This window comes from Starkeya sp. ORNL1, assembly GCF_012971745.1.
Classification (GTDB): domain Bacteria; phylum Pseudomonadota; class Alphaproteobacteria; order Rhizobiales; family Xanthobacteraceae; genus Ancylobacter.
Genome location: NZ_CP048834.1, coordinates 5024047 through 5044813 on the forward strand (window position 1 = coordinate 5024047; position 20767 = coordinate 5044813).

Genomic DNA, 20767 nt, shown 5'->3' on the forward strand with positions numbered 1-20767 from the left:
CACTAAGTACCACACAACTTAATAAAGCGGCTGAATGGAGCGCGGCTTGCCCGCCCGACCAGCCTGCCGCTAAGCGTGGCAACTCGGTGCATCGCCGCCCTTCACATAGGCTGCGAAGTCCGGTTCCGGTCCCTTCTCGCCTCCGTTCAGCCAGGCCAGCTTGGCGCGCAGATAACCGGCCATCGCGTCCAGCTCGGCGGCCTTGCGCTCCAGCCGGGCGAGCTGGTCGCTCATGATTTCGATGCTGCGCTCGCGGCTGATGCCGCCGGTGCGGTGCTCCTCACCGATCAGGGCGATCTCCTTCAGCGACATGCCGAGCGACTGCGCCATGCGGATCAGCCGCGCCGTCTGCACGTGCTCTGCGGTGAAGATCTGGTACGGATTGCGCCCGCCCTTGCCATTGCAGTCCGGCGCCAACAGGCCGCGGCGAATATAGAAGCGCACCGTGTCCGTGCTCAGCCCGGTCGCGCGTGCGAACTCCGAGATCAGCATGCCGTCATCTCCCTCACCGCATCCTTGACCATGGACCTTGGTCCAGACTTATAGAACCTGCTCCCTCTTATGTGGAGCGTGCGTGAATGGACAGGACGGCATTGGTGACGGGGGCCTCGTCGGGCATTGGCGAGGCGACCGTGAAGCGTTTGATGGCGGATGGCTATATCGTCTATGCGGCGGCGCGCCGGATCGACCGCATGGCGGGCCTCGCGAGCGCCGGGGCGCGGCTGATCACGCTCGATCTCACCGACGACGCCTCGATCGTCGCCGCGGCGGAGCGCATCCAAAGCGAGACCGGCCGGCTCGACGTGCTGGTCAATAATGCCGGCTATGGCTCCTATGGCGCGCTGGAAGATGTGCCGCTCGAGGAAGGTCGCCGCCAGTTCGAGGTCAATCTGTTCGGCGCCGCCCGCCTGATCCAGCTGACGCTGCCGATGATGCGGTCACAGAAATCCGGCAAGATCGTCAATGTCACCTCGATCGGCGGCAAGAGCGGCGAGCCGTTCGGCGCCTGGTATCACGCCACGAAATACGCACTGGAAGGCCTGAGCGACTGCCTGCGCATGGAGCTGATCCCGTTCGGCATCGACGTCATCGTCATCGAGCCGGGCGCCATCCGCACCGAATGGGGCGGCATTGCCCATGAAAGCCTGCTGCGCATGTCGGGCGAGAGCGCTTATGCCCCCTATGCCCGCCGTCATGCGAAGATGCACGAATGGGCGGGCACATCCAATCTCGCCTCGGAGCCGGTCGTGGTCGCCGATATCATCGCCACATCGGTGACGGCCCGGCGGCCGCGCACGCGCTATCCGGCCGGCGGCGGAGCGCGCTGGTTCCTGCTGATCGGCCGCCTGCTCCCTGATCGCATGCAGGACCGGCTGATGTGGCGCATGTCACAACAGGAACGGTGAGGCCGCCCTTCAGCGCATCGCCGTGCAGGCATCGCGAACGCACCCGCGCAGCCAGCGATGCGCGGGATCGGCATCCAGCCGGGGGTGCCAGAGCATCGACACGGTGTGGTCCGGTATTGCGACCGGCAGCGGGAAACTGTGCAGTCCATCGCGCAGGTTTCCCGTGTAGCGTTCCGGAACGCTGGCGATCAGGTCGGAGGCACGCGCCAGGGCCAGGGCTTCGGAAAAGCTGCCGACCACCGTCACGATCTCCCGCTTCAGCCCAGAAGGTTCCATAGCCTCGTCGATCGGTCCCTTGTCGAGGCCGCGCCGCGAAACGCTGATGTGCCGACCGGTCGCATAGCGCGAGAGCGTGATCTCGCCCTCGCTCAGCGCGTGCCCGATGCGCACGACCCCGACGAACCGATCACGGAACAGTGCCTGCGCACGCACCTCCGGACCCGTCGTCTTTCCCACGACGCCGGTTTCCAGGTCGACGCTGCCGTCGCGCAGTGACGTGCTGTTCTTGTCCAGCTTCGGCACGAAGCGCAGCCGCACGCGTGGTGCCTGTTCGCTGACGCGGGCAATGAGGTCCGGCCCGAAATTCTCGACAAAGCCGTCGCGGTTCCTGAGCGTGAATGTCCGCACCAGCCGTGTCAGGTCGAGCGTCGTGGCCGGACGCAGCGCGGCTCTCGCGTCCTCGACGATTTGGCCCACGCGCTCGCGCAGTTCCAGCGCACGAGGTGTCGGCACCAGGCTGCGCCCGGCCCGGACCAGGAGCGGATCGCCGGTCGCTTCCCGCAAGCGCGCCAGGGCGCGGCTCATCGCCGACGGACTCAGCCGTAGCCTTGTCGCGGCGCGCGCCACGCTGCCTTCGGTGAGCAGCACATCGAGGGTGACCAGCAGATTGAGATCGGGATGCGACATGCGTCGACCATAGGACAGTTTGATCGTGATGTGGCGTCAGACGCACGAATAAGCTGCAAATGCTGCGCGTTCCGCCATGTCTGGTGCAGGACTAGGTTTCCGGCAGCTCCATTTCGGGGGCGCCGGCGAACGGAGTTCATGTTGAAGCCGATCAATGCAGTGCCGCACGAAGCCACGGCGGAAAGTGCGGAACGCACGCCTGCTGTCCGGTGGGCGCTCGCCAGCCTTGCGCTCGCCATGCTGCTGGCCTCGCTCGGCACCAGCATCGCCAATGTCGGCCTGCCGACCATGGCACTGGCGTTCGACGCCTCGTTCCAGCAGGTGCAGTGGATCGTGCTGGCGTATCTCCTCGCCATCACCACGCTGATCGTCAGCGTCGGACGGCTCGGCGATCTCATCGGCCGCCGCCGGCTGCTGCTTGTCGGAATTGCCCTGTTTACCATGGCCTCGGTGCTGTGCGGCCTCGCGCCCTCGCTCGGGCTGCTGATCGCCGCGAGGGCCGTGCAGGGCCTCGGCGCGGCCATCATGATGGCGCTCGCCATCGCTTTGGTCGGCGAGACGGTTCCGAAGGCCAGGCTGGGGAGCGCCATGGGGCTGCTCGGGACGATGTCGGCGATCGGCACCGCGCTCGGACCATCGCTTGGCGGCGTGCTGATCGCTGGCCTCGGCTGGCGGGCGATCTTCCTCGTCAATGTCCCGCTGGGTCTCCTGGGCTTGCTGCTCGCCGATCGCTATCTGCCGCTCGATCGGCGGGGGCCGAAGACCGATCGGGCCGGCTTCGATCACGTGGGCACGCTGCTGCTGGCGCTCACGCTTGCGGCCTATGCACTCGCCATGACGATCGGGCGCGGCAGTTTCGGCCTGCTCAATGTCGGCCTGCTGGTGGCCGCCGGCTGCGGAACAGCCCTCTTCGTGTTTGCCGAGGCGAGAGCCCCGTCGCCCTTGATCCGATTGACGATGTTCCGCGATCCGGCACTGCGCGCGAGCCTCGCGATGAGCGCGCTGGTCTCGACCGTGATGATGGCGACGCTCGTGGTCGGGCCATTCTATCTCTCGCGTGCGCTCGGGCTCGACGCGGCGCTTGTCGGCATCGTCATGTCGATCGGCCCGATCATATCGGTACTGAGCGGTGTGCCGGCGGGTCGCATCGTCGACCGTTCGGGCGCGCCGTTCGTGGTCGTCGTCGGGCTCACCGCGATGGCGGCCGGCTCCGTTGCCCTATCGGTGCTCCCGGCGATGTTCGGCGTCGCCGGCTATGTTGCCGCCATCGCGGTCCTGACCCCCGGCTATCAGCTGTTTCAGGCCGCAAACAACACCGCCGTCATGATGGATGTGCAAGCGGACCAGCGGGGTGTCATGTCCGGCATGCTCAGCCTGTCGCGCAATCTCGGGCTGATCACCGGTGCATCGCTCATGGGCGCGGTGTTCGCGCTCGCCTCGATGACCGCCGACATCACGACGGCTGGTCCGGAAGCGGTTGCCTCCGGCATGCAGGTGACGTTCGCTCTCGCGGCGGCGCTGATCGTCGTCGCGCTCGGCATCGCGGCCGGAATCTACCGCCGCGCGTTCTTGTAAGAGATTTCCAAAGACGGCGTCCCTTTGCCGAAATATGCGCCGGACCAAGCGACTGAAAACTTGATCCAGACAAAAGACAAGCAATATCAATGCTGCGGAATCTGGCCTGTATAAGGTCGACCACGATAAGTCGTTTCGAGAAAAAAATAATTTACAAAACCTCCGCCCTGCGGCTATGGTTTCTCCAACACGCGCGGACCGCTGCATAACAAAAACCGCAGTCGCCCCAGTTGAAAATCGCGTCGTTCCCGGGAGGCGACGGCGCGCTCGCCTGTGCCGAAGTAGAGGAAACAAGAGCGATAATCCGGAGCGGGCGACAGACCCGTCCGGTGGGGAGGAATGAATGTTCTATACGCCAAAGAACGCCCTTTATACGCGCATCAACCGTCGTAAATTCCTTGAGCTCGGCGGCGGCGCGGCCTCACTGCTCGGCGCTGGGTCGCTGGGTGTCGGCCTCAACTCCGTCATCATGCGCACGCCGGTCCAGGCGGCCTCGTCCGACGACGCCAAGTGGAAGCAGTATTCCGGCTCGAAGCTGGTGTTCATGTCGGAGAACACCCCGCCATCCTTCGCCATCCGCGACAAGATCAAGGAATTCTACGATCTCACCGGCATCACCGTGGAGATCATGACCGACGACCTGCCGGTGGTGCAGCAGAAGGTCGGCATCGATCTGCGCGGCGGCAAGGCGGACTATGTGCTGAACTACGTACAGGACAAGCCGATCGGCGCACCGTTCGCGGATTATTACGTCGACCTCTCGCCGATGTTCGGCGATGCGACGCTGCCGCAGGACCCGGAAGGCTACAAGGACGACGTCTGGTTCGAGAATTTCCTCACCGCCTGCGGGCGCTATTACAGCGCCGACAAGGTGGTGGCGCTGCCCTATGACGCTGCGGTGGCGCTGACCTTCTACCGGCAGGACCTGTTCGAGCAGCACGGCAAGGATTTCGAGGCCGAATACAAGTATCGGCTGGAATTCACCAAGGACACGACCTGGAAGAACGTCCTCGACATCGCCACCTTCTTCAAGAAGCTGAAGGAGAGCGGCAAGGACGTGCCCTATGGCTACGCCCAGCACCAGGGCACCTTCGCCTGGACGACGCAGCTCGACATCCAGCGGGTGATGTTCGCCCATGGCCGCTGGATCGACTTCCCGATCGACGACAAGATCGGCAGCAAGACCCCCGGCAAGACCAATTGGGGCGACAAGCAGTCGATCCTGATGCTGCAGAAGTTCAAGGATCTCGCCGACGTCTCGCACCCGGACAACCTCGCCAACGGCACGCTGGAACTGAACAGCGTCTACCAGTCCGGCAACATCGCGATGCAGGTGCAGTATCACGAGTTTGCTGCGTCGATCGAGGATCCGACCAAGTCGCGCGCCTCGGGCGGCAAGACCGGCTATGCGCCCTGCCCGAAAGGGGAGGCGAGCTGGATCACCAATGGCGGGCCGGCAGTCAATGGCTGCAATTGCGGCATTGGCGGCATCGGCATCAACAAGAACGCCTCGAAGGACCTGCAGCGCGCGGCCTATATCTTCGCCATCTGGTCGACCTCGAAGAACATCCAGTACGACGTGCTCAAGGGCCTCGGCGGCACGCCGACCCGCAAGTCGGTGGTCGCGCTGCCCGACGTCAAGGCGGCGCGCCAGCGCCCGACCAAGATGCCGAACGCGCTGACCTTCGACGCCGTCTATGATTACGGCATCAAGGACCCGCATTTCGTGCTTGGCCCAAAGATCCCCGAAGCGAACGAGTACCACACGCTCATCGCCTCGGAGACGCAGAAGCTGCTCTCCAACTCGCAGTCGGCGGAGGAGACGGCCAAATCGCTCCAGTCGCAGCTCAATAATCTGAACAGGGTCTGACCCGCTCTTCCCATCCTGTTCAGCGACGCCGGCGGCACCCGTTCGCGCCGCCGGCGTCATAGTCTCCGAAGGGTGCCGTGCGCGGCATCTTCAAGTCGGCTCAGGAGTGCGCAATCATCATGGTGGAGATGACAGCGGTGCAGATGGCGACCCGCCGCGCAGAGGGCGTTCCGGTCCCCACCGACAAGGCGGACAAGCTGTTCCGGGTCCGCGCGGTGTCCACCGAGGTCGAAGCGCGGCCGCTCGAAGCCACCGCCACGGCGCCGACGAAGCTCAATCCAACCGCCTCCAAGCGCTATTATTTCTATCTGATGGCGCCGGCGATCATCATCCTCGCCTTCATCTCGCTCTATCCGTTCTTCTGGCTCATCATCATGAGCCTGCAGGATGCCGATATCGGCACCTCGGAGTGGAACGACTTCGCCAATTACACCCGGCTGTTCACCGACTCGCGCTATCTCGACGGCTGGGTGCTGCTGATGAAATACAGCGCCATGTGCCTGTCGCTGCAGCTCGGCATCGGCATCTTCCTGGCGGTGATCATCAATAATTCGCGGTTCGAGAAATTCCTCGTCACCGCCTTCCTGATGCCGATGATGATGGCGCCCGCGGTCGCCGGCCTGGTCTGGCTGTTCCTCTATAATGGCACGTTCGGCTGGTACCACTGGCTGTTCCAGAGCCTCGGCTTCCTCGGCGGCGCTTCGATCCTTGCCAGCACCAGCACCGCCATGCTTGGCATCGTCATCGTCGATGTCTGGCAATGGACGCCGCTGATCACGCTGATCACGCTCGCCGGCCTCAAGCGCGTGCCGCAGGATCAGCTGGAGGCCAACATGGTCGACGGCGCCTCGCCGTTCCGCAACTTCATCTCGGTGACGCTGCCGAACCTCTACCCCGTCCTGCTGATCGCTTTCCTGCTGCGCTTCATGGACAATTTCCGCTTCATCGATTCCGCGCTGGTGCTCACCGGTGGCGGGCCGGCGAACTCGACCAAGATCCTGCCGATCTATCTGTTCGAGGTGTCGTTCAAATTCTTCAAGCTCGGCCGCGGCGCAGCGATCGCGCTCACGCTGCTGGTGGTGACCATCATCCTCGGCATGATCCTGGTCCGCGTATTCGACCGGCCGCAAGTGAAGAAGGGCTGAGCCATGGCCTCGCGCGAAGTCGTTCGCTACGAATCCGGATTCACCAAGGCTTTCAACATCTTCTCGGCGGTGTTCATCGGGCTCTATCTGGTCTGGACGCTGCTGCCGATCTTCATCATGTTCATGTCCTCCTTCAAGGATCTGCTGGAGGCGTTCAAGATACCGGCGGTCGGCGACTGGGCCGGGGTGTCGGTGTTCTTCCAATTCACCCCGACGCTGAAGCACTATGTCAGCCTGTTCGTCGACGGCAATTTCAGCCAATACATGCTGAACAGCCTGATGGCGGCCGGCGGCTCGGCCATCGTCTCGGTGATTTTCGGCTCGATGGCGGCCTATAGCCTGTCGCGCATCGATTTCCGCGGCAAGAGTGACCTGTTCTTCTGGATCATCTCCACCCGCATGGCCCCGGTGGTCGCGGTGATGGTGCCGCTCTATGCGATCTTCCGCTCGCTGGAACTGGTGGGCACGCTGCCCGGGCTGATCCTCGCCTATTCGACCTTCAATCTGCCCTTCGCCATATGGATCCTGAAGGGCTTCTTCGACAATGTGCCCTACGCCATCGAGGAAGCGCAGATGGTGGATGGCGCAACCCGCTTCCAGGCGTTCCGCTCCATCCTGCCGCTGGTGGCACCCGGCATCGGCGCCTTCGTGGTGCTGTGCATCCTGTTCGCCTGGAACGACTTCCTGTTCGCCGCCATCATCGGCTCGGGCGGAGCGAAGACGCTTCCCGTGGCGACGCGCGAACTGGTGCAGCCGCAGAACATCCAGTGGGGCGCGATCATGGCCGCCGGTGTCGTCACCACGCTGCCGATGATGCTGCTCGGCCTTGTCATCCGCCGCTATCTAGTGACGGGCCTGACCATGGGCGCGGTGAAGGAATAACAGCCGGCGGTTCGCCCGCCGCTCAGGAACACTCCGGAGGAACCATGGCGTCGATATCGATCAACAATGTCTGGAAATATTACGGCCAGACGCCCGCCGTGAAGGACCTCAATATCGAATGCGCCGACGGCAGTTTCGTCAGCATCCTCGGCCCCTCCGGCTGCGGCAAGTCCTCGACCATGCGCATGCTCGCCGGGCTCGAGCACATCAGCGCCGGCGACATCTTGTTCGACGGCCACCGGGTGAACGATCTCGCGCCGAAGGATCGCGACATCGCCATGGTGTTCGAGAATTACGCGCTCTATCCGCACAAGAGCGTATTCGACAACATCGCCAATCCGCTCAGGCTGCGGGGCATGGATGCCGCGACCATCAAGGAGCGCGTCATCGGCGCGGCGCGGTTGCTGGAGATCGACCATCTGCTCGATCGCCGCCCGCAGGAATTGTCCGGCGGGCAGAAGCAGCGCGTCGCCATTGGCCGCGCCATCGTGCGCGAGCCGAAACTGTTCCTGTTCGACGAGCCGATCGCCCATCTCGACGCCAAGCTGCGCGCCCATATGCGCGGCGAGATCAAGCACCTGCAGCGCTCGCTCGGCACCACCATGATCTATGTCACTCACGACCAGCTGGAAGCGCTGTCGATGGCCGACAAGATCGCGGTGATGTATGAGGGCGAGCTCCAGCAATGGGGCACGCCGCGCGACATTTTCAACACCCCGGTCAATGCCTGGGTGGCGGGCTTTGTCGGCGAGCCGGCGATGAATTTCCTCACCTGTCAGGTGAGGCGTGAGAACGACGCGCTGGTGTTCGCGCATCCGAATTTCACCATTCCGGTCACCGCGGCGCAGACGGCCACGCTCGATGCCGCCGGCCATGCCGGCACGGTGCGCATGGGCGTGCGGCCGGATGCCCTGGCCATCACTTTGGTGAAGCCGGAAGGCCCGAGCATCGAGGGCAGCATCTTCATCACCGAACTGCTCGGCGGCGACATGCTGGTCGACGTCCAGCTCTCCGATGCGCGGGTGCGGGTGAAGACCTCCACCGAATTCGCCGGCGCGCCGGGGGATGCCTGCTATCTCACCGTGAACCGCGAGAAGTGGCACGCCTTCTCGGTGGAGACGGGGCGGGCTTATTTCTGAGGTCGTGCGAATGCCAACGTCATCCTGAGGTGCCGCGAAGCGGCCTCGAAGGGTGCCCATCCCCGATGGCCGCCTTCTGCTTCAGCATCCTTCGAGGCTCGCTGCGCTCGCACCTCAGGATGACGTGGTGGAGCAAGAATAAAGAAATTTTCAAACTGGAGTGCCATAGTGCCAAGCTCGGCACGCTTTCATGCCGTTTCCTGCCCTATAATGCCAAATACAAGAAAAATTCTTTCACGAATGGTATTGTTTCCCCTAGGCGCATTTGGGCTTCTGTGCCAGATTTGCCGCCGATAAGCACAATCAAGAAAAATCCTTTCAGGGAGGATTTTCGCCATGCGCCAGTTCACGCGCCGCTTCGACACGGAGTGACCGGCCGTGGAAGCCTATTCGCTCTATGCCACCAAGCTGGACGCCTTCCTTGAGCGCATCGCCCCGGCGGGCGGCAAGCCGGATGTGCCGGCCATCTTCCACGCCGTGCGCAACATCCGCTACGCCTCGCGCGGCAACCGCACGCCGGAAGCGGTGCTCGACAACAATGAGGGCTCCTGCTCCGGCAAGCACATATTGCTGCGCGACCTGCTGCGCCGGGTTGGCGAGATCGCCGATGTCGAGATCGTCGAAGGCGACTTCGCTGCCGGCATGCCCGAGGTCGACACCATGTCGGAGCCGCTCCGGCGCTGGGTGCGTAGTGGCGGCATCCACGACTTCCACAATTACGTGGTCTGGCGCGGTCCGGTGCGCGAGTTGAAGCTCGACGCCACCTGGCCGGACGTGATGGCGCCGCTCGGCTTTCCGGTGAATGCCGGCTGGGCCGGGGAGGGCGACACCCGCCTCGCGCTGGAACCTTACGGGGTGAAGACCCGCGTCGAGGACGTGATCTTCCAAAAAGGCCGCCTGCTGGCGACTCTCAGCGAGGACGAAGCGGAAGACCGCCGGGCCTTTCTGGAACTGCTGACGGATTGGGTTGCCGAAAATCAATAAGACCACGGGACGGAACAATGAACGCCAAAGCCAGAAGAGCCTTCGTTGGCATTGACGCGGGGACCACCGGCTGCACGGTGATGATCTTCGACGAGCACGGCAACCAGCTGGGACACGGCTACAAGGAATATCCGTGCGTCTCGCCGCGCCCCGCCTGGAGCGAGCAGGATGTCGATGCGGTGTGGGAGGGCATTTGCGCAGCCTCGCAGCAGGCGACCAGCGCGGCAAATTTACCTGCGGATGCCTATGCCTCGATCGGCTTTTCCAGCCAGCGCGGCACCTTCATCACGCTCGACGCCGACAAGAATCCGATCGGCACGTCTATCGTCTGGAATGACGGGCGTGCGGTGGCCTATCAGGCACTGTTCGGCGAGGAGATCTCACCCCGGGACTATCACACCCATACCGGCATGCAGCTTTCCCCGCTCTGGGCGGCGGCCAAGATCGCCTGGCTGCGCGACAATGAGCCGGAGCGCTTCGAGAAGACCCGCTGGTTCGCGAATGGCCAGGAATATTTCCTCTATCGGCTCGGCGCCGAGGCGTGGGAGACCGATCCCGCTTCGCTCACCCTCAACGGCATGATGGAGATCGACAAGCTCGACTGGAGCGACCGCGTGCTGGCGTTGTGCGGCATCGGCCGCGACCGGCTGCCACCGGTCGGCATCCCCTCCGGCTATGCCGGCAAGGTGTCGCGGGCGGCGGCGGAGGCAACCGGCCTGCCGGAGGGCACGCCGCTGTGCCGCGGTGCCGGCGACCAGCAATGCGCCGCCATCGGCGCCGGCGTCATCAAGCAGGGCATGGCGGAATTCACCGTCGGCACTTCGGGCGTCATGGTGGCCCATCTTGATGGCCTCGACCGCATCAAGGGGCGGAACCTGTGGTGGGGCGGCCATGGTGTGCCGAATGCCTGGGACATCGAGGGCGCCGCCTTCTCGCTCGGCGCCTGCCTGAAATGGTGGCGCAACACGCTGGGTTCCGACGATGTGTCGGAGAGCGTGCGTTCCGGCCGCAGCCCCTATTCCATCATGGTCGAGGAGGCGTCGAAATCGCCGCCAGGCGCCAAGGGGCTGATGTTCCACTCATTCCTCACCAGTCAGGTGACGCCCTATTACGACGCGGTGTCGCGCGGCGGCTTCCTCGGGATCGGCATCTATCACAGCCGGCCGGATTTGATCCGCGCACTGCTGGAGGGCTGCGCCCACGAGATGAAGATGGTGGTGAACGCCTTCCAGTCGGACATTGACGGCGGCATCACCGATTTCCGGCTCACCGGCGGCGGCACCAAGTCCAATGGCTTCGTGCAGATCATGACCGACATCATCGGCCTGCCGGCGCGGGTGACGCGCGAACGCGAATGCACCGTGCTCGGCGCCGCCATTCTCGGCGCGTTCGGGGCAGGGGCCTTCTCATCCATCGAGGAGGCGGTCGGCGCCATGGTGCAGGTCGAGGCCGATTTCGAGCCGAAGCAGATGAACCACACGCTCTATGACGACCAGCACCAGATCTATCGCGGTCTCTACGAGGCCATAGCCTCCGCCGGCCAATACCAGAAACTGGCGGACTTCTCGGCGCGCTACTACTGACCGATCAGAAAAGACCATCAGGGAGAAGACAATGCCGATACCCGGAATGCGGGGCATGGAGCACGTCGGTTTCACGGTGCCCGACATCAATGAAGCCTGCGATTTCTTCGAGAAGATCCTCGGCGCCGAGACGCTCTACACCGCCGCGACCGACTTCAAGGCGGACGATGACTGGATGAAAGTGCATCTCAATGTCGATCCACGCTGCGTCATCAAGGAATTCCGCTATTTGCGCTGCGGCAACGGCACCAATCTCGAGGTGTTCCAGTACGAGGCGCCCGACCAGGTGAAGACGCCGCCGAAGAACAGCGACATTGGCGGGCACCACTTCGCCTTCTATGTCGACGACATGGACAGCGCCATCGCCTTCCTGCGCGAGAATGGCGTCAAGGTGCTGGGCGAGCCGACCGCCTACACCGAAGGCCCGAACCTTGGCCTCACCTGGTGCTACTTCATGGCGCCGTGGGGCGCGCAGCTCGAGATCGTCTCGGCACCCAGGGGCACGGTCTATGACACCGAGGCCAAGGCCTCCGGCAAGACCCGGCTGTTCCATCCGAAATACGTCGCCGAGACCACGATCTGAACCCAGCTTTTCCGGGCGCGGCGGCAACCCGACGTTCCCCGCCGCGCCCGCCTCATTCGTTCAGGAAGGAGACCCCGATGCCGCTCGTCCCCATGGGCCCGATGCTGAAGACCGCACAGCTAGGGCGTTACGGTGTCGCCGCCTTCAACATGATCGACTACAACTCGGCCCGTTCCATCGTCGAGGGCGCAGCGGACCTCGACGCGCCGATCATCGTGCAGGTCTCGGTGAAGACGGTGAAGCATTGGGGCTACAAGCCGATCGCCAATTGGGTGCGAATGCTGGCCGAGGACGTCGCCGTGCCGGTGGCGCTGCATCTCGACCATTGCTCCGATGTCGAGGTGATCAAGCGCTGCATCGATGCCGGCTGGACCGCGGTGATGTTCGACGGCTCCTCGCTGCCGTTCGAGGAGAATGTCGCGAAATCCCGTGTGGTCTATGAACTGACGCAGGCCGCCGGCATCGGGCTGGAGGCGGAGATCGGCGCCATCGGCGGCGTCGAGGACGACAAGTTCGTCGCCGAGGATGCCGCCATCCTGGCGAATTTCGACGAGTGCATCGCCTTCTGCCGGGAGATGCCGAAGCTCGCGGTATTCGCTCCCGCCATCGGCACCGCGCACGGTTTCTACAAGGGCGAGCCGAAGATCGCCTATGAACTGCTGGAGCGGATCACCGCGCAGGTCGACATTCCGATCGCGCTGCATGGCGGCACCGGGCTCACCGAGCAGCAATTCCATCGCTGCATCGCCGGCGGCTGCGCCAAGGTGAACATCTCCACCATGCACAAGCACCGCTTCATCGAGGGCTTCGTCAAGCTGCGCCAGGAGAAGCCGAAGCTGGAGGAGCCACTGCCTTTCATCACCAGCCAGTATGAGGCGATGAAGGGCGACGTGCTGGACATGATCCGCACCTTCGGCTCGGCCGGGAAGGCCGGCGTCACCGCGCAAGGCGCCGCGGCATGATGCAGGCGCTGATCTTCGATTGCGACGGCGTGCTGGTCGATACCGAGCGCGACGGCCACCGCGTCGCCTTCAACCAGGCCTTCACCGGGGCCGGGCTCAATGCCGACTGGTCGGTGGAGCGCTACGCCGAGCTCCTCAAGACCGCCGGCGGCAAGGAGCGCATGACCCGCTATTTCGACGCGGATGGCTGGCCGGTGAGCGAGGATCAGCGGACTGCGCTGATCAGCGGGCTTCATCTGCTGAAGACCGATCTGTTCATGAAGCTGATCGAGACCGGCGGCCTGCCGCTGCGCCCCGGCATCGCCCGCATCATCGACGAGGCGATCACGGCGGGGTTGAAGATCGCCGTGTGCTCGACCTCGAACGAGCGCGCGGTGCAAGCGGTGGTCGATGTGATGCTTGGGGCGGAGCGCTCTGCTCACATCACCGTTTTCGCCGGCGACGTCGTGCCGAGGAAGAAGCCGGATCCGGCGATCTACACGCTGGCGGCGACGACGCTCGGGCTCGATCCGGCGCGCTGCGTCGTCATCGAGGACAGCAATAATGGCCTCAACGCAGCGAAGGCGGCGGGCATGGCGTGCATCGTCACCGTCTCATCCTACACGGCGGATGAGGATTTCTCGCTGGCCGACCGTGTGGTGCCGGATCTTGATACGGGGCGGATCGGGCTGGCGGAGTGCCGGACTTTGGTGGACGGTTCTGCGTGAGCATCCTTCGAGGCTCGCTGCGCTCGCGCCTCAGGATGACGTCGCTTCTAAAAGAACCACGTCATCCTGAGGTGCCGGCCAAAGGCCGGCCTCGAAGGATGCTCACGCAAAGCCACCCTCACCGCTCGTCCGGCACCTTGCGCATGTAATGCTTCTCCAGCGCCGAACCGGTCGCCTTCAGATGCCGCCCCGTCTCCTCGCCGGCGCGGAACAGCAGGCCCAGATACAGCAGGTCGATCAGGAACAGCTGGCTGATGCGCCCCTCAAGGAAATCGCCATAGAGCGGGATCAGCGGCGTCGCCGAATTCCAGGTGGTCAGCACGATCTGCGCCGCCTTGGCGACGCCGGAGGCGGCGTCGCTGGTGATGGCGATGGTGGTGGCGCCCTTCTCGCGCGCAAGCTGGAGCGCGGTCGCCACGGTCTCGGTGGTACCGGTGTGGGAGACGCCTACCATCACCTTCTCCGGCGTCATGGTCGCGGCGGCGATGGTTTGGGTATAGCCGTCGGAATAGCTCACCGCGTCGATGCCGGCCTTGATGAAGAGATGGGCAGCCTCGTCGCAGATCGAGGCGGCGCCGCCGACCCCGACGAACACGATCTTCTTCGCCCGGTGCAGCGCGTCGACCGCGCGCTCGATGCGCTCGCCGTCGAGCAGGCGCTGGGTGCCCTGGAGACTGACGCAGAGCAGCGATGCGAGCTTGCCGCTGGTGGTGACGAGGGAATCGTTCTCGTCGATCTCCATCGGGATATTGGCGAAGGAGTTGCGGCTGCGCGAGCCCTCGGCAAGCGACAGCTTCATGTCCGGGAAGCCCTCATAGCCGAGCGCGCGACTGACCCGGCTGATGGTCGCCTCACTCACTCCAAGAGTACGGCCGAGCTCGGTGATGGAACTGTCGAGCCGCGTGCCGGCACGGTTGCGCAGATAGTCGGCGACGATGCGCTCCGATTTTCGCAGGCTGCCGTAACGCTCCTGAATCCGGTGCAGAAGATCGCCTTTGGTCTGAACCTGATCGCCGTCGTGCTGCGTCATGCTGCCTATGCCGAAATACGCGTCCGCGATGCGTCGTCGCTAAAGCATGATGCCGAAAAGTGCGAAGCGGCTTTCGGACGACATCATGCTCCCGTGACCGACGGTCGAGAGTAGCGGAGCGCTAGTTCGGAAGCAATTTTCTACAATCGTGCTTCGTGGCAGCGTCCAGCCCGAAACGGCGTGATGGAGAAAAGTCTGGTGAATCCAATCGATTGCACTGGCGGGAGGTGATTTCCGATCCGGAAGGTGCATTCCGCAGGTGCTCCGACACGCTCCGCTGGAAGGCAGCGGTGAAACTTTTTTCCTCGACAGTGCAGCCGCGCCAATGCTAAGAACTTTGGCAGCAAGCCTATGTTTTGCATAGCAACCTGAGCAGCGGGTCGACGCGATGGATGCCCAGCCTGTAAAGTCGAACGCACCCTCTCGCGAACTTCTGGAAAAAATTTTCCGCACCGCCTACAAGATCCGGGTCTTCGAGACCGAAGGCATCAAACTCTATCGCCAGGGCCTGGTGCGCGGCTATTTCCACCCCTATCTCGGCCAGGAAGGCATCGCCACCGGGGTCTGTGCGGCGCTACGCGAGGGCGATTTCATCGCCTCCACCCATCGCGGCCACGGCCACTGCATCGCCTGGGGCGCCGATATCCGTCGCATGGTCGCCGAACTGCTGCAGAAGGAGAGCGGCTACTGCAAGGGCTATGGCGGCTCGATGCACATAGCCGACATCACCAAGGGCAATCTCGGTGCCAATGGTATTGTCGGCGCCGGCACGCCGCTCGGCGTCGGCGCGGCGCTCGCCAACCAGATCAAGGGTTCGGACGCGGTCACCGTCACCTTCACCACCGATGGCGGCTCGAACAACGGCACCTTCCTGGAATCGCTGAACCTCGCCGCGATCTGGAACCTCAATTTCATCCTCGTCATCGAGAATAACGGCTACGCCGTCTCGACCCGCATCGAGGAATCCACCCGCGACACCGACCTCTACAAGCGCGGCCTCGCCATTGGGGTGGAGAGCCATCAGGTCGACGGCAACGACCCGCTCGCGGTCTACCGCCTGACCGAGGAAGCGGCCGCGACCTGCCGGGCCGGCAAAGGGCCGGTGCTCATCGAGGCCAAGACCTACCGCCATATGGGCCACCACGTGAACGACCCCGGCAAGTACATGCCGGAGGATCGCCTCGCTTATTACAAGGCCCGCGATCCGGTGGACCGCGCCCGCGACGCGCTGGTGCAGATGTCCGGCATCGATGCCGGCGAAATCACCGCCATCGAGGCTGAGATCCAGGGTGAGTTCGAGGAAGCGGTCGATTTTGCCAAGTCGAGCCGCGAACTGACCGTGGCCGAATTCCACGAATTCGTCGCCCAATACTAAGAACACTCGGCCGGGAGAGACGCCATGAGCATGCGCGAGATCATGTACCGTGACGCCTTGCGCGAGGCGCTCGACGAGGAGATGGCGCGCAGCAGCGACGTCTTCATTATCGGCGAGGGCATCGCCGAGCGCGGCGGCTCCTACAAGGTGACGGAAGGCCTGCTCGCCAAATACGGCCCGGGGCGGGTGCGCGACACGCCGATCGCGGAAGCCGGCATGATCGGCGTCGGTGTCGGCGCCGCCATTGCCGGAGCGCGGCCGGTGGTCGAGATCCTCTATATCGATTTTGCCATGCTCGGCATGGACATGATCGTCAACCAGGCCGCCAAGTTCCGGCTGATGACCGGCGGCTCGGGCCGCGTGCCGTTCGTGATGCGCACCCAGGGCGGCACCGGCGGCGGCGTCGCCGCGCAGCATTCGCAAAGCCTCGAAGCGCTATTTTACCACATACCCGGCCTCAAGGTGGTGATGCCCTCGGTGCCCGCCGACGCCAAGGGCCTGCTCAAATACGCGCTGCGCCAGGACGATCCGGTAATGTTCCTGGAGCACAAGCACCTCTACATGACCAAGGGGCTGGTGCCGGACGGCGAGCACATCGTCGAATTCGGCAAGGCCGACATCAAGCGGCCGGGCAAGGACGTCACCCTCATCGCCTGGTCGAACATGATCCCGCGCACGCTGGAGGCGGCGGACGAACTCGCTAAGTCCGGCATCGAGGCCGAGGTTATCGACCCGCGCACGCTGGTGCCGCTCGACAAGGAAGCGATCCTCAAATCGGTGGCCAAGACCAACCGCGCCGTCATCGTGCAGGAAGCGGTGCGCCGTGGCGGCGTTGCCTCCGACATCGCCTCGATCATCCAGGAGGAGGCGTTCTACGACCTTGACGCGCCGATCGAGATCGTCGCCGGCCTCAACATTCCGATCCCGTTCAATCTGGAGCTGGAAAAAGCCAGCGTGCCGCAGAAGGACGACATCGTCGCCGCCGCGCTGCGCAGCCTGCACGCCAAGCCGCTCGCCCTCGCTGCCGAATAGCACCGGGCAAAGGGTCGGAGAGAGACGGGGCGGAGAGACAAGATGGCAAATCCCATTCTGGTGCCGCAGGTCGGCCAGGACCTCACCGAAGGCAAGGTCGTTGGGCTGTTCGTCAAGCCGGGCGACACGGTGAAGAAAGGCGACGTCGTCGCCGAGGTGGAATCCGAAAAGGCGAGCTTCGAGGTCGAGGCCTTCGATTCCGGGGTGGTGCTCGACGTGCTCTACAAGGTCGGCGATCTCGCCACCGTGCTGGAGCCGCTGATGTTCCTCGGCCAGCCCGGCGAAAGCCTTGCCAAAGCCGAGCTGGAGCCGAGCCACAGCATTGCTGAAGTCATGCCAGCCATTGCGGTGACTGAGGCGCGGTCGGACGAGGTGCACCGTTCCTCGCCGCTGGCGCGGCGACTGGCGGCACGGGCCGGGCTCGACTTGTCGCGTCTTGCCGGCACCGGCACCAAAGGCGCGGTGGTGAAGCGCGACATCGATGCGGCGCTGGCGGCGCGCGGTAACGCGCCAGTTGCGCCCGTGGCGCCTGCGCCGGTTGCCGCGGTCACCGCAGACGCCAGCCGGCTCGCCATCAAGACCTTGCAGAACGGTACCGGCGATCCCGTGGTGTTCCTCCATGGCTTTGGCGCAGAACTTGCGGCTTGGCGGCCTTTCGTACCGCATGTCGGGGTCGGCAATCCGATGCTGGCGCTCGATCTGCCGGCGCACGGCGCCTTGGTGGACCAGCCGATCGCCGATTTCGACATGCTGGTGGACAGCGTCGCGGCGGCGCTGACGGCGGCAGGGCTCACACGCCTCCATCTGGTCGGTCATTCGCTCGGCGCCGCCGTGGCGACGGCGCTTGCCGCTAGCGGCAGCCTCAATGTGCGCTCGCTCAGCCTGATCGCACCGGCTGGTCTCGGACCGAAGATCAATGGCGATTTCATCGCCGGCTTCCTCGCCGCCACTAGCGAGCCGGCGCTGAAGAGCTGGATGACCATTCTGGTGCGCGATCCGGCGAACCTGCCGGGTGCCATGGTGCGCGCCACCCTCAGTGGGCGCGACGGCACCAATGTCGCCGCCAACCAGGCGCGGCTCGCCGCGGGGATTTTCGCGGGTAGTACCCAGCTGTTCTCGGTGCGCGAGGCGCTGGCGCGCTTCGGCGGACCGGTGCGCATCATTGTCGGGCGCGAGGATCCCATCATTCCGCCCGAGCATTCCGACCTGCTGCCGGGCCATGTCGCGCTCCACCGGCTGCCGCAAGTCGGCCATCTCCCGCAATTGGAGGCCGCCGCGCTCGCCGGCCGGCTGGTCGCCGAGACGGTGCGGGCCGCGGGCTGAGACTATGAGTGAAAAACTTTCCACCGGTATCGTGGCTGTGAGCTAGACTGGGTCTGCGAGGTGCGGGCGCCGGCGTGAAGCGGGGATACATCCGCCGGCCGAAAAGCGTTTGCACCGCGCACGAGGAACGATCTCGGGAGGATCGTCATGGGATACAGACGGGCAACGCCACGGAGCGGGGTGCTTTTCCCCGCGCGCCGGTAGCGCCGATGGCGGCGCTGGTCGGCATCATCGCCAATCCGGTGTCGGCGCGCGACATTCGCCGGGTCGTCGCCAATGCCAGCAGCCTGCAGGTCACCGACCGCGCCAACATCGTGCTGCGGGCGCTGGCGGCGCTGCGTGCGACCGGTGTCGACGAGGTGGTGATGATGCCCGAGCGCGGCGGCATCATGCACCACGTCACCCGCGGCATAGAGCGCTCGCTCGCTCTCAAGGAGGCGCGCTTCCCGAAGCTCTCCTTCCTCGACATGAAGGTCACCGGCACGGTCGAGGATACCCGCCGCGCGGCCAAGGCGATGCATGAGCGCGGTGTCGCCGCCATCATCGTGCTCGGGGGCGACGGCACACATCGCGCGGTGGTCGGCGAATGCGGCGCGGTGCCGATCGCCGGCATCTCCACCGGCACCAACAATGCCTTTCCCGAACACCGCGAGCCGACCATCACCGGCATGGCGACCGGGCTGGCCGTCTCCGGCCTTGTCCCGAAGGCCGTCGCCTTCGCGCAGAACAAGACCATCCATGTCAGCGTCGACGGCGAGCCGCCGGAGATCGCGCTGGTCGATGTCGCCATCGTCACCGACCGTTATGTCGGGGCGCGGGCGCTGTGGCGCACCGAGACCTTCCGCGAATTGTTCGTCACCTTCGCCGATCCCGAGGTGATCGGCATGGCCGCCATTGCCGGCCTAGTCGAGCCGGTCGGCCGCGACGAGCCGGGTGGGCTGCATGTGGCGCTCGCGCCCGCGGACGTCGCCACATCGGTGGTGCGTGCGCCCATCGGGCCGGGGCTAGTGGAAGCCATCGGCATCGAGGCGTGGCGGCGCATGCCGGCCGGCGTCACCTTTGCGCCCGTGTTGGGTGCCGGCGCTATCGCGCTCGATGGCGAGCGCGAGCTGTTCTTCGACGCCCATCAGGGTGTCGCCATCACCTTGCACGACAACGCATTCCAGACCGTCAACGTCGGCGCCGTCATGCGCTTTGCTGCCGCCCACGGCCTGATGCGCGAGGGCGTGCGCAGCCTCGTCTCCCAACCATAAAAACTCAGGAGGAAACCAGCATGTCGAACAATCCCTTCCCATTGTCCAAGGAAGAACTGCTCGCGGCCTACAAGACCATGCGGACCATCCGCGAGTTCGAGGAGCGGCTGCATGTGGAGTTCGCCAAGGGCGACATTCCCGGCTTCGTCCATCTGTATGCCGGTGAGGAAGCCTGCGCGACCGGCATCATGAGCCACCTCACCGATGTCGACCGCATCGCCTCCACCCATCGCGGCCACGGCCATTGCATCGCCAAGGGCGTCGACGTTCACGAGATGATGGCGGAGATCTATGGCAAGGCGACCGGCTCGTGCCGCGGCAAGGGCGGCTCGATGCACATTGCCGACCTCTCCAAGGGCATGATGGGCGCCAATGGCATTCTCGGCGCCGGCGCGCCGCTGATCTGCGGCGCCGGCCTAGCTGCAAAATTCCGCGGCGATGGCGGGGTGGGCATCACCTTCTTCGGCGACGGCGCCTCCAACCAGGGCACGGTTCTGGAGAGCATGAACCTTGCCGCCATCTGGAACCTGCCGGTGGTCTTCGTGGTCGAGAATAACGGCTATGCCGAAGCCACCTCGGTCGACTACGCCACGGCAGTGGACAGCTATGTCGACCGCGCCTCGGGCTTTGGGCTGCCGGGCGTGACTGTGGACGGTACCGATTTCTTCGCGGTGCATGAAGCGGCCGGCGAGATCATCAAGCGCGCCCGGGAAGGCGGCGGACCGGCGCTGCTGGAATGCAAGATGATCCGCTTTTTCGGCCATTTCGAGGGTGATGCCCAGACCTACAAGGCCAAGGGCGAGAACGACTACAACCGCGCCAATCGCGACTGCATCAAGATGTTCTCGAGCCGGGTGACGCAGGCCGGCGTGATCGTCGACGCCGAGCTCAACATGATCGACCGCGAGGTGGCGTCTTTGATCGACGATGCGGTGGCCTCCGCCAAGGCGGCACCGCTGCCGACGGCGCGCGAGCTCACCACCGACGTCTATGTCGCCTACTGACATCAAGA

19 protein-coding genes are annotated in these 20767 nt (G+C 64.6%); 16 read left to right on the forward strand and 3 right to left on the reverse strand.

Translation table 11 applies throughout. The features are described 5' to 3' along the window. Positions 1–69 precede the first annotated feature (69 nt). A complete protein-coding gene (locus G3545_RS23720; RefSeq protein WP_170016285.1) occupies positions 70–492 on the reverse strand; it encodes a MerR family transcriptional regulator in 423 nt (140 codons plus the stop codon). 86 nt (positions 493–578) lie between these two features. Between G3545_RS23720 and G3545_RS23725 the strand changes: the two genes are divergently transcribed. Continuing rightward, complete coding sequence (locus G3545_RS23725; RefSeq protein WP_170016287.1) at positions 579–1406, forward strand: oxidoreductase; 828 nt, start codon at positions 579–581, stop codon at positions 1404–1406. A gap of 9 nt (positions 1407–1415) precedes the next feature. Here G3545_RS23725 and G3545_RS23730 read toward each other — a convergent pair whose 3' ends face one another. Next, positions 1416–2312, reverse strand: a complete 897-nt coding sequence (locus G3545_RS23730; protein ID WP_170016289.1) for a LysR family transcriptional regulator — start codon at positions 2310–2312, stop codon at positions 1416–1418. A 138-nt stretch (positions 2313–2450) separates the two neighbouring features. Here G3545_RS23730 and G3545_RS23735 point away from each other — a divergent pair, with 138 nt between their 5' ends. The 10 genes from G3545_RS23735 to G3545_RS23780 all read left to right on the forward strand — a co-directional run bounded on the left by G3545_RS23735 (position 2451) and on the right by G3545_RS23780 (position 13742). Further along, positions 2451–3887: an MFS transporter gene (locus G3545_RS23735; protein WP_246702548.1), complete on the forward strand. Its 1437-nt coding sequence runs from the start codon at positions 2451–2453 to the stop codon at positions 3885–3887. A gap of 343 nt (positions 3888–4230) precedes the next feature. Beyond that, a complete protein-coding gene (locus tag G3545_RS23740; protein ID WP_170016294.1) occupies positions 4231–5757 on the forward strand; it encodes an extracellular solute-binding protein in 1527 nt (508 codons plus the stop codon). Positions 5758–5876: 119 nt separating this feature from the next. Next, positions 5877–6902, forward strand: a complete 1026-nt coding sequence (locus tag G3545_RS23745; RefSeq protein WP_170016296.1) for a sugar ABC transporter permease — start codon at positions 5877–5879, stop codon at positions 6900–6902. Positions 6903–6905: 3 nt separating this feature from the next. Continuing rightward, positions 6906–7784, forward strand: coding sequence for a carbohydrate ABC transporter permease (locus G3545_RS23750; protein ID WP_170016298.1), 879 nt, complete (start codon positions 6906–6908; stop codon positions 7782–7784). Positions 7785–7828: 44 nt separating this feature from the next. Beyond that, a complete protein-coding gene (locus G3545_RS23755; protein WP_170016300.1) occupies positions 7829–8923 on the forward strand; it encodes an ATP-binding cassette domain-containing protein in 1095 nt (364 codons plus the stop codon). Between the two features lie 378 nt (positions 8924–9301). After that, complete coding sequence (locus tag G3545_RS23760) at positions 9302–9907, forward strand: transglutaminase domain-containing protein (RefSeq protein WP_170016302.1); 606 nt, start codon at positions 9302–9304, stop codon at positions 9905–9907. A 17-nt stretch (positions 9908–9924) separates the two neighbouring features. Further along, positions 9925–11490: an FGGY family carbohydrate kinase gene (locus tag G3545_RS23765; RefSeq protein WP_170016304.1), complete on the forward strand. Its 1566-nt coding sequence runs from the start codon at positions 9925–9927 to the stop codon at positions 11488–11490. Between the two features lie 31 nt (positions 11491–11521). Next, a complete protein-coding gene (locus G3545_RS23770) occupies positions 11522–12073 on the forward strand; it encodes a VOC family protein (protein WP_170016306.1) in 552 nt (183 codons plus the stop codon). 77 nt (positions 12074–12150) lie between these two features. Continuing rightward, positions 12151–13035, forward strand: a complete 885-nt coding sequence (locus G3545_RS23775; RefSeq protein ID WP_170016308.1) for a class II fructose-bisphosphate aldolase — start codon at positions 12151–12153, stop codon at positions 13033–13035. Then, positions 13032–13742: an HAD family hydrolase gene (locus G3545_RS23780; protein WP_170016310.1), complete on the forward strand. Its 711-nt coding sequence runs from the start codon at positions 13032–13034 to the stop codon at positions 13740–13742. Before G3545_RS23775 ends, G3545_RS23780 begins: the two co-directional genes overlap by 4 nt. 118 nt (positions 13743–13860) lie before the next feature. Here the strand turns inward: G3545_RS23780 and G3545_RS23785 are convergent, their stop codons facing one another. Next, complete coding sequence (locus G3545_RS23785) at positions 13861–14772, reverse strand: MurR/RpiR family transcriptional regulator (RefSeq protein ID WP_170016312.1); 912 nt, start codon at positions 14770–14772, stop codon at positions 13861–13863. A gap of 388 nt (positions 14773–15160) precedes the next feature. Between G3545_RS23785 and G3545_RS23790 the strand changes: the two genes are divergently transcribed. The 5 genes from G3545_RS23790 (at position 15161) to G3545_RS23810 (ending at position 20759) form a co-directional block, all read left to right on the forward strand. Continuing rightward, positions 15161–16147, forward strand: a complete 987-nt coding sequence (locus G3545_RS23790; protein ID WP_170016314.1) for a thiamine pyrophosphate-dependent dehydrogenase E1 component subunit alpha — start codon at positions 15161–15163, stop codon at positions 16145–16147. Positions 16148–16177: 30 nt separating this feature from the next. After that, positions 16178–17179, forward strand: coding sequence for an alpha-ketoacid dehydrogenase subunit beta (locus G3545_RS23795; RefSeq protein ID WP_170018254.1), 1002 nt, complete (start codon positions 16178–16180; stop codon positions 17177–17179). A gap of 42 nt (positions 17180–17221) precedes the next feature. Next, positions 17222–18502, forward strand: a complete 1281-nt coding sequence (locus G3545_RS23800) for an acetoin dehydrogenase dihydrolipoyllysine-residue acetyltransferase subunit (protein ID WP_170016316.1) — start codon at positions 17222–17224, stop codon at positions 18500–18502. 209 nt (positions 18503–18711) lie between these two features. Further along, the gene (locus tag G3545_RS23805; protein ID WP_170016318.1) at positions 18712–19755 is read left to right on the forward strand and encodes an NAD(+)/NADH kinase; all 1044 of its coding nucleotides are present in this window, start codon (positions 18712–18714) and stop codon (positions 19753–19755) included. 20 nt (positions 19756–19775) lie between these two features. Then, positions 19776–20759, forward strand: a complete 984-nt coding sequence (locus G3545_RS23810) for a thiamine pyrophosphate-dependent dehydrogenase E1 component subunit alpha (RefSeq protein ID WP_170016320.1) — start codon at positions 19776–19778, stop codon at positions 20757–20759. Positions 20760–20767: the final 8 nt, after the last annotated feature.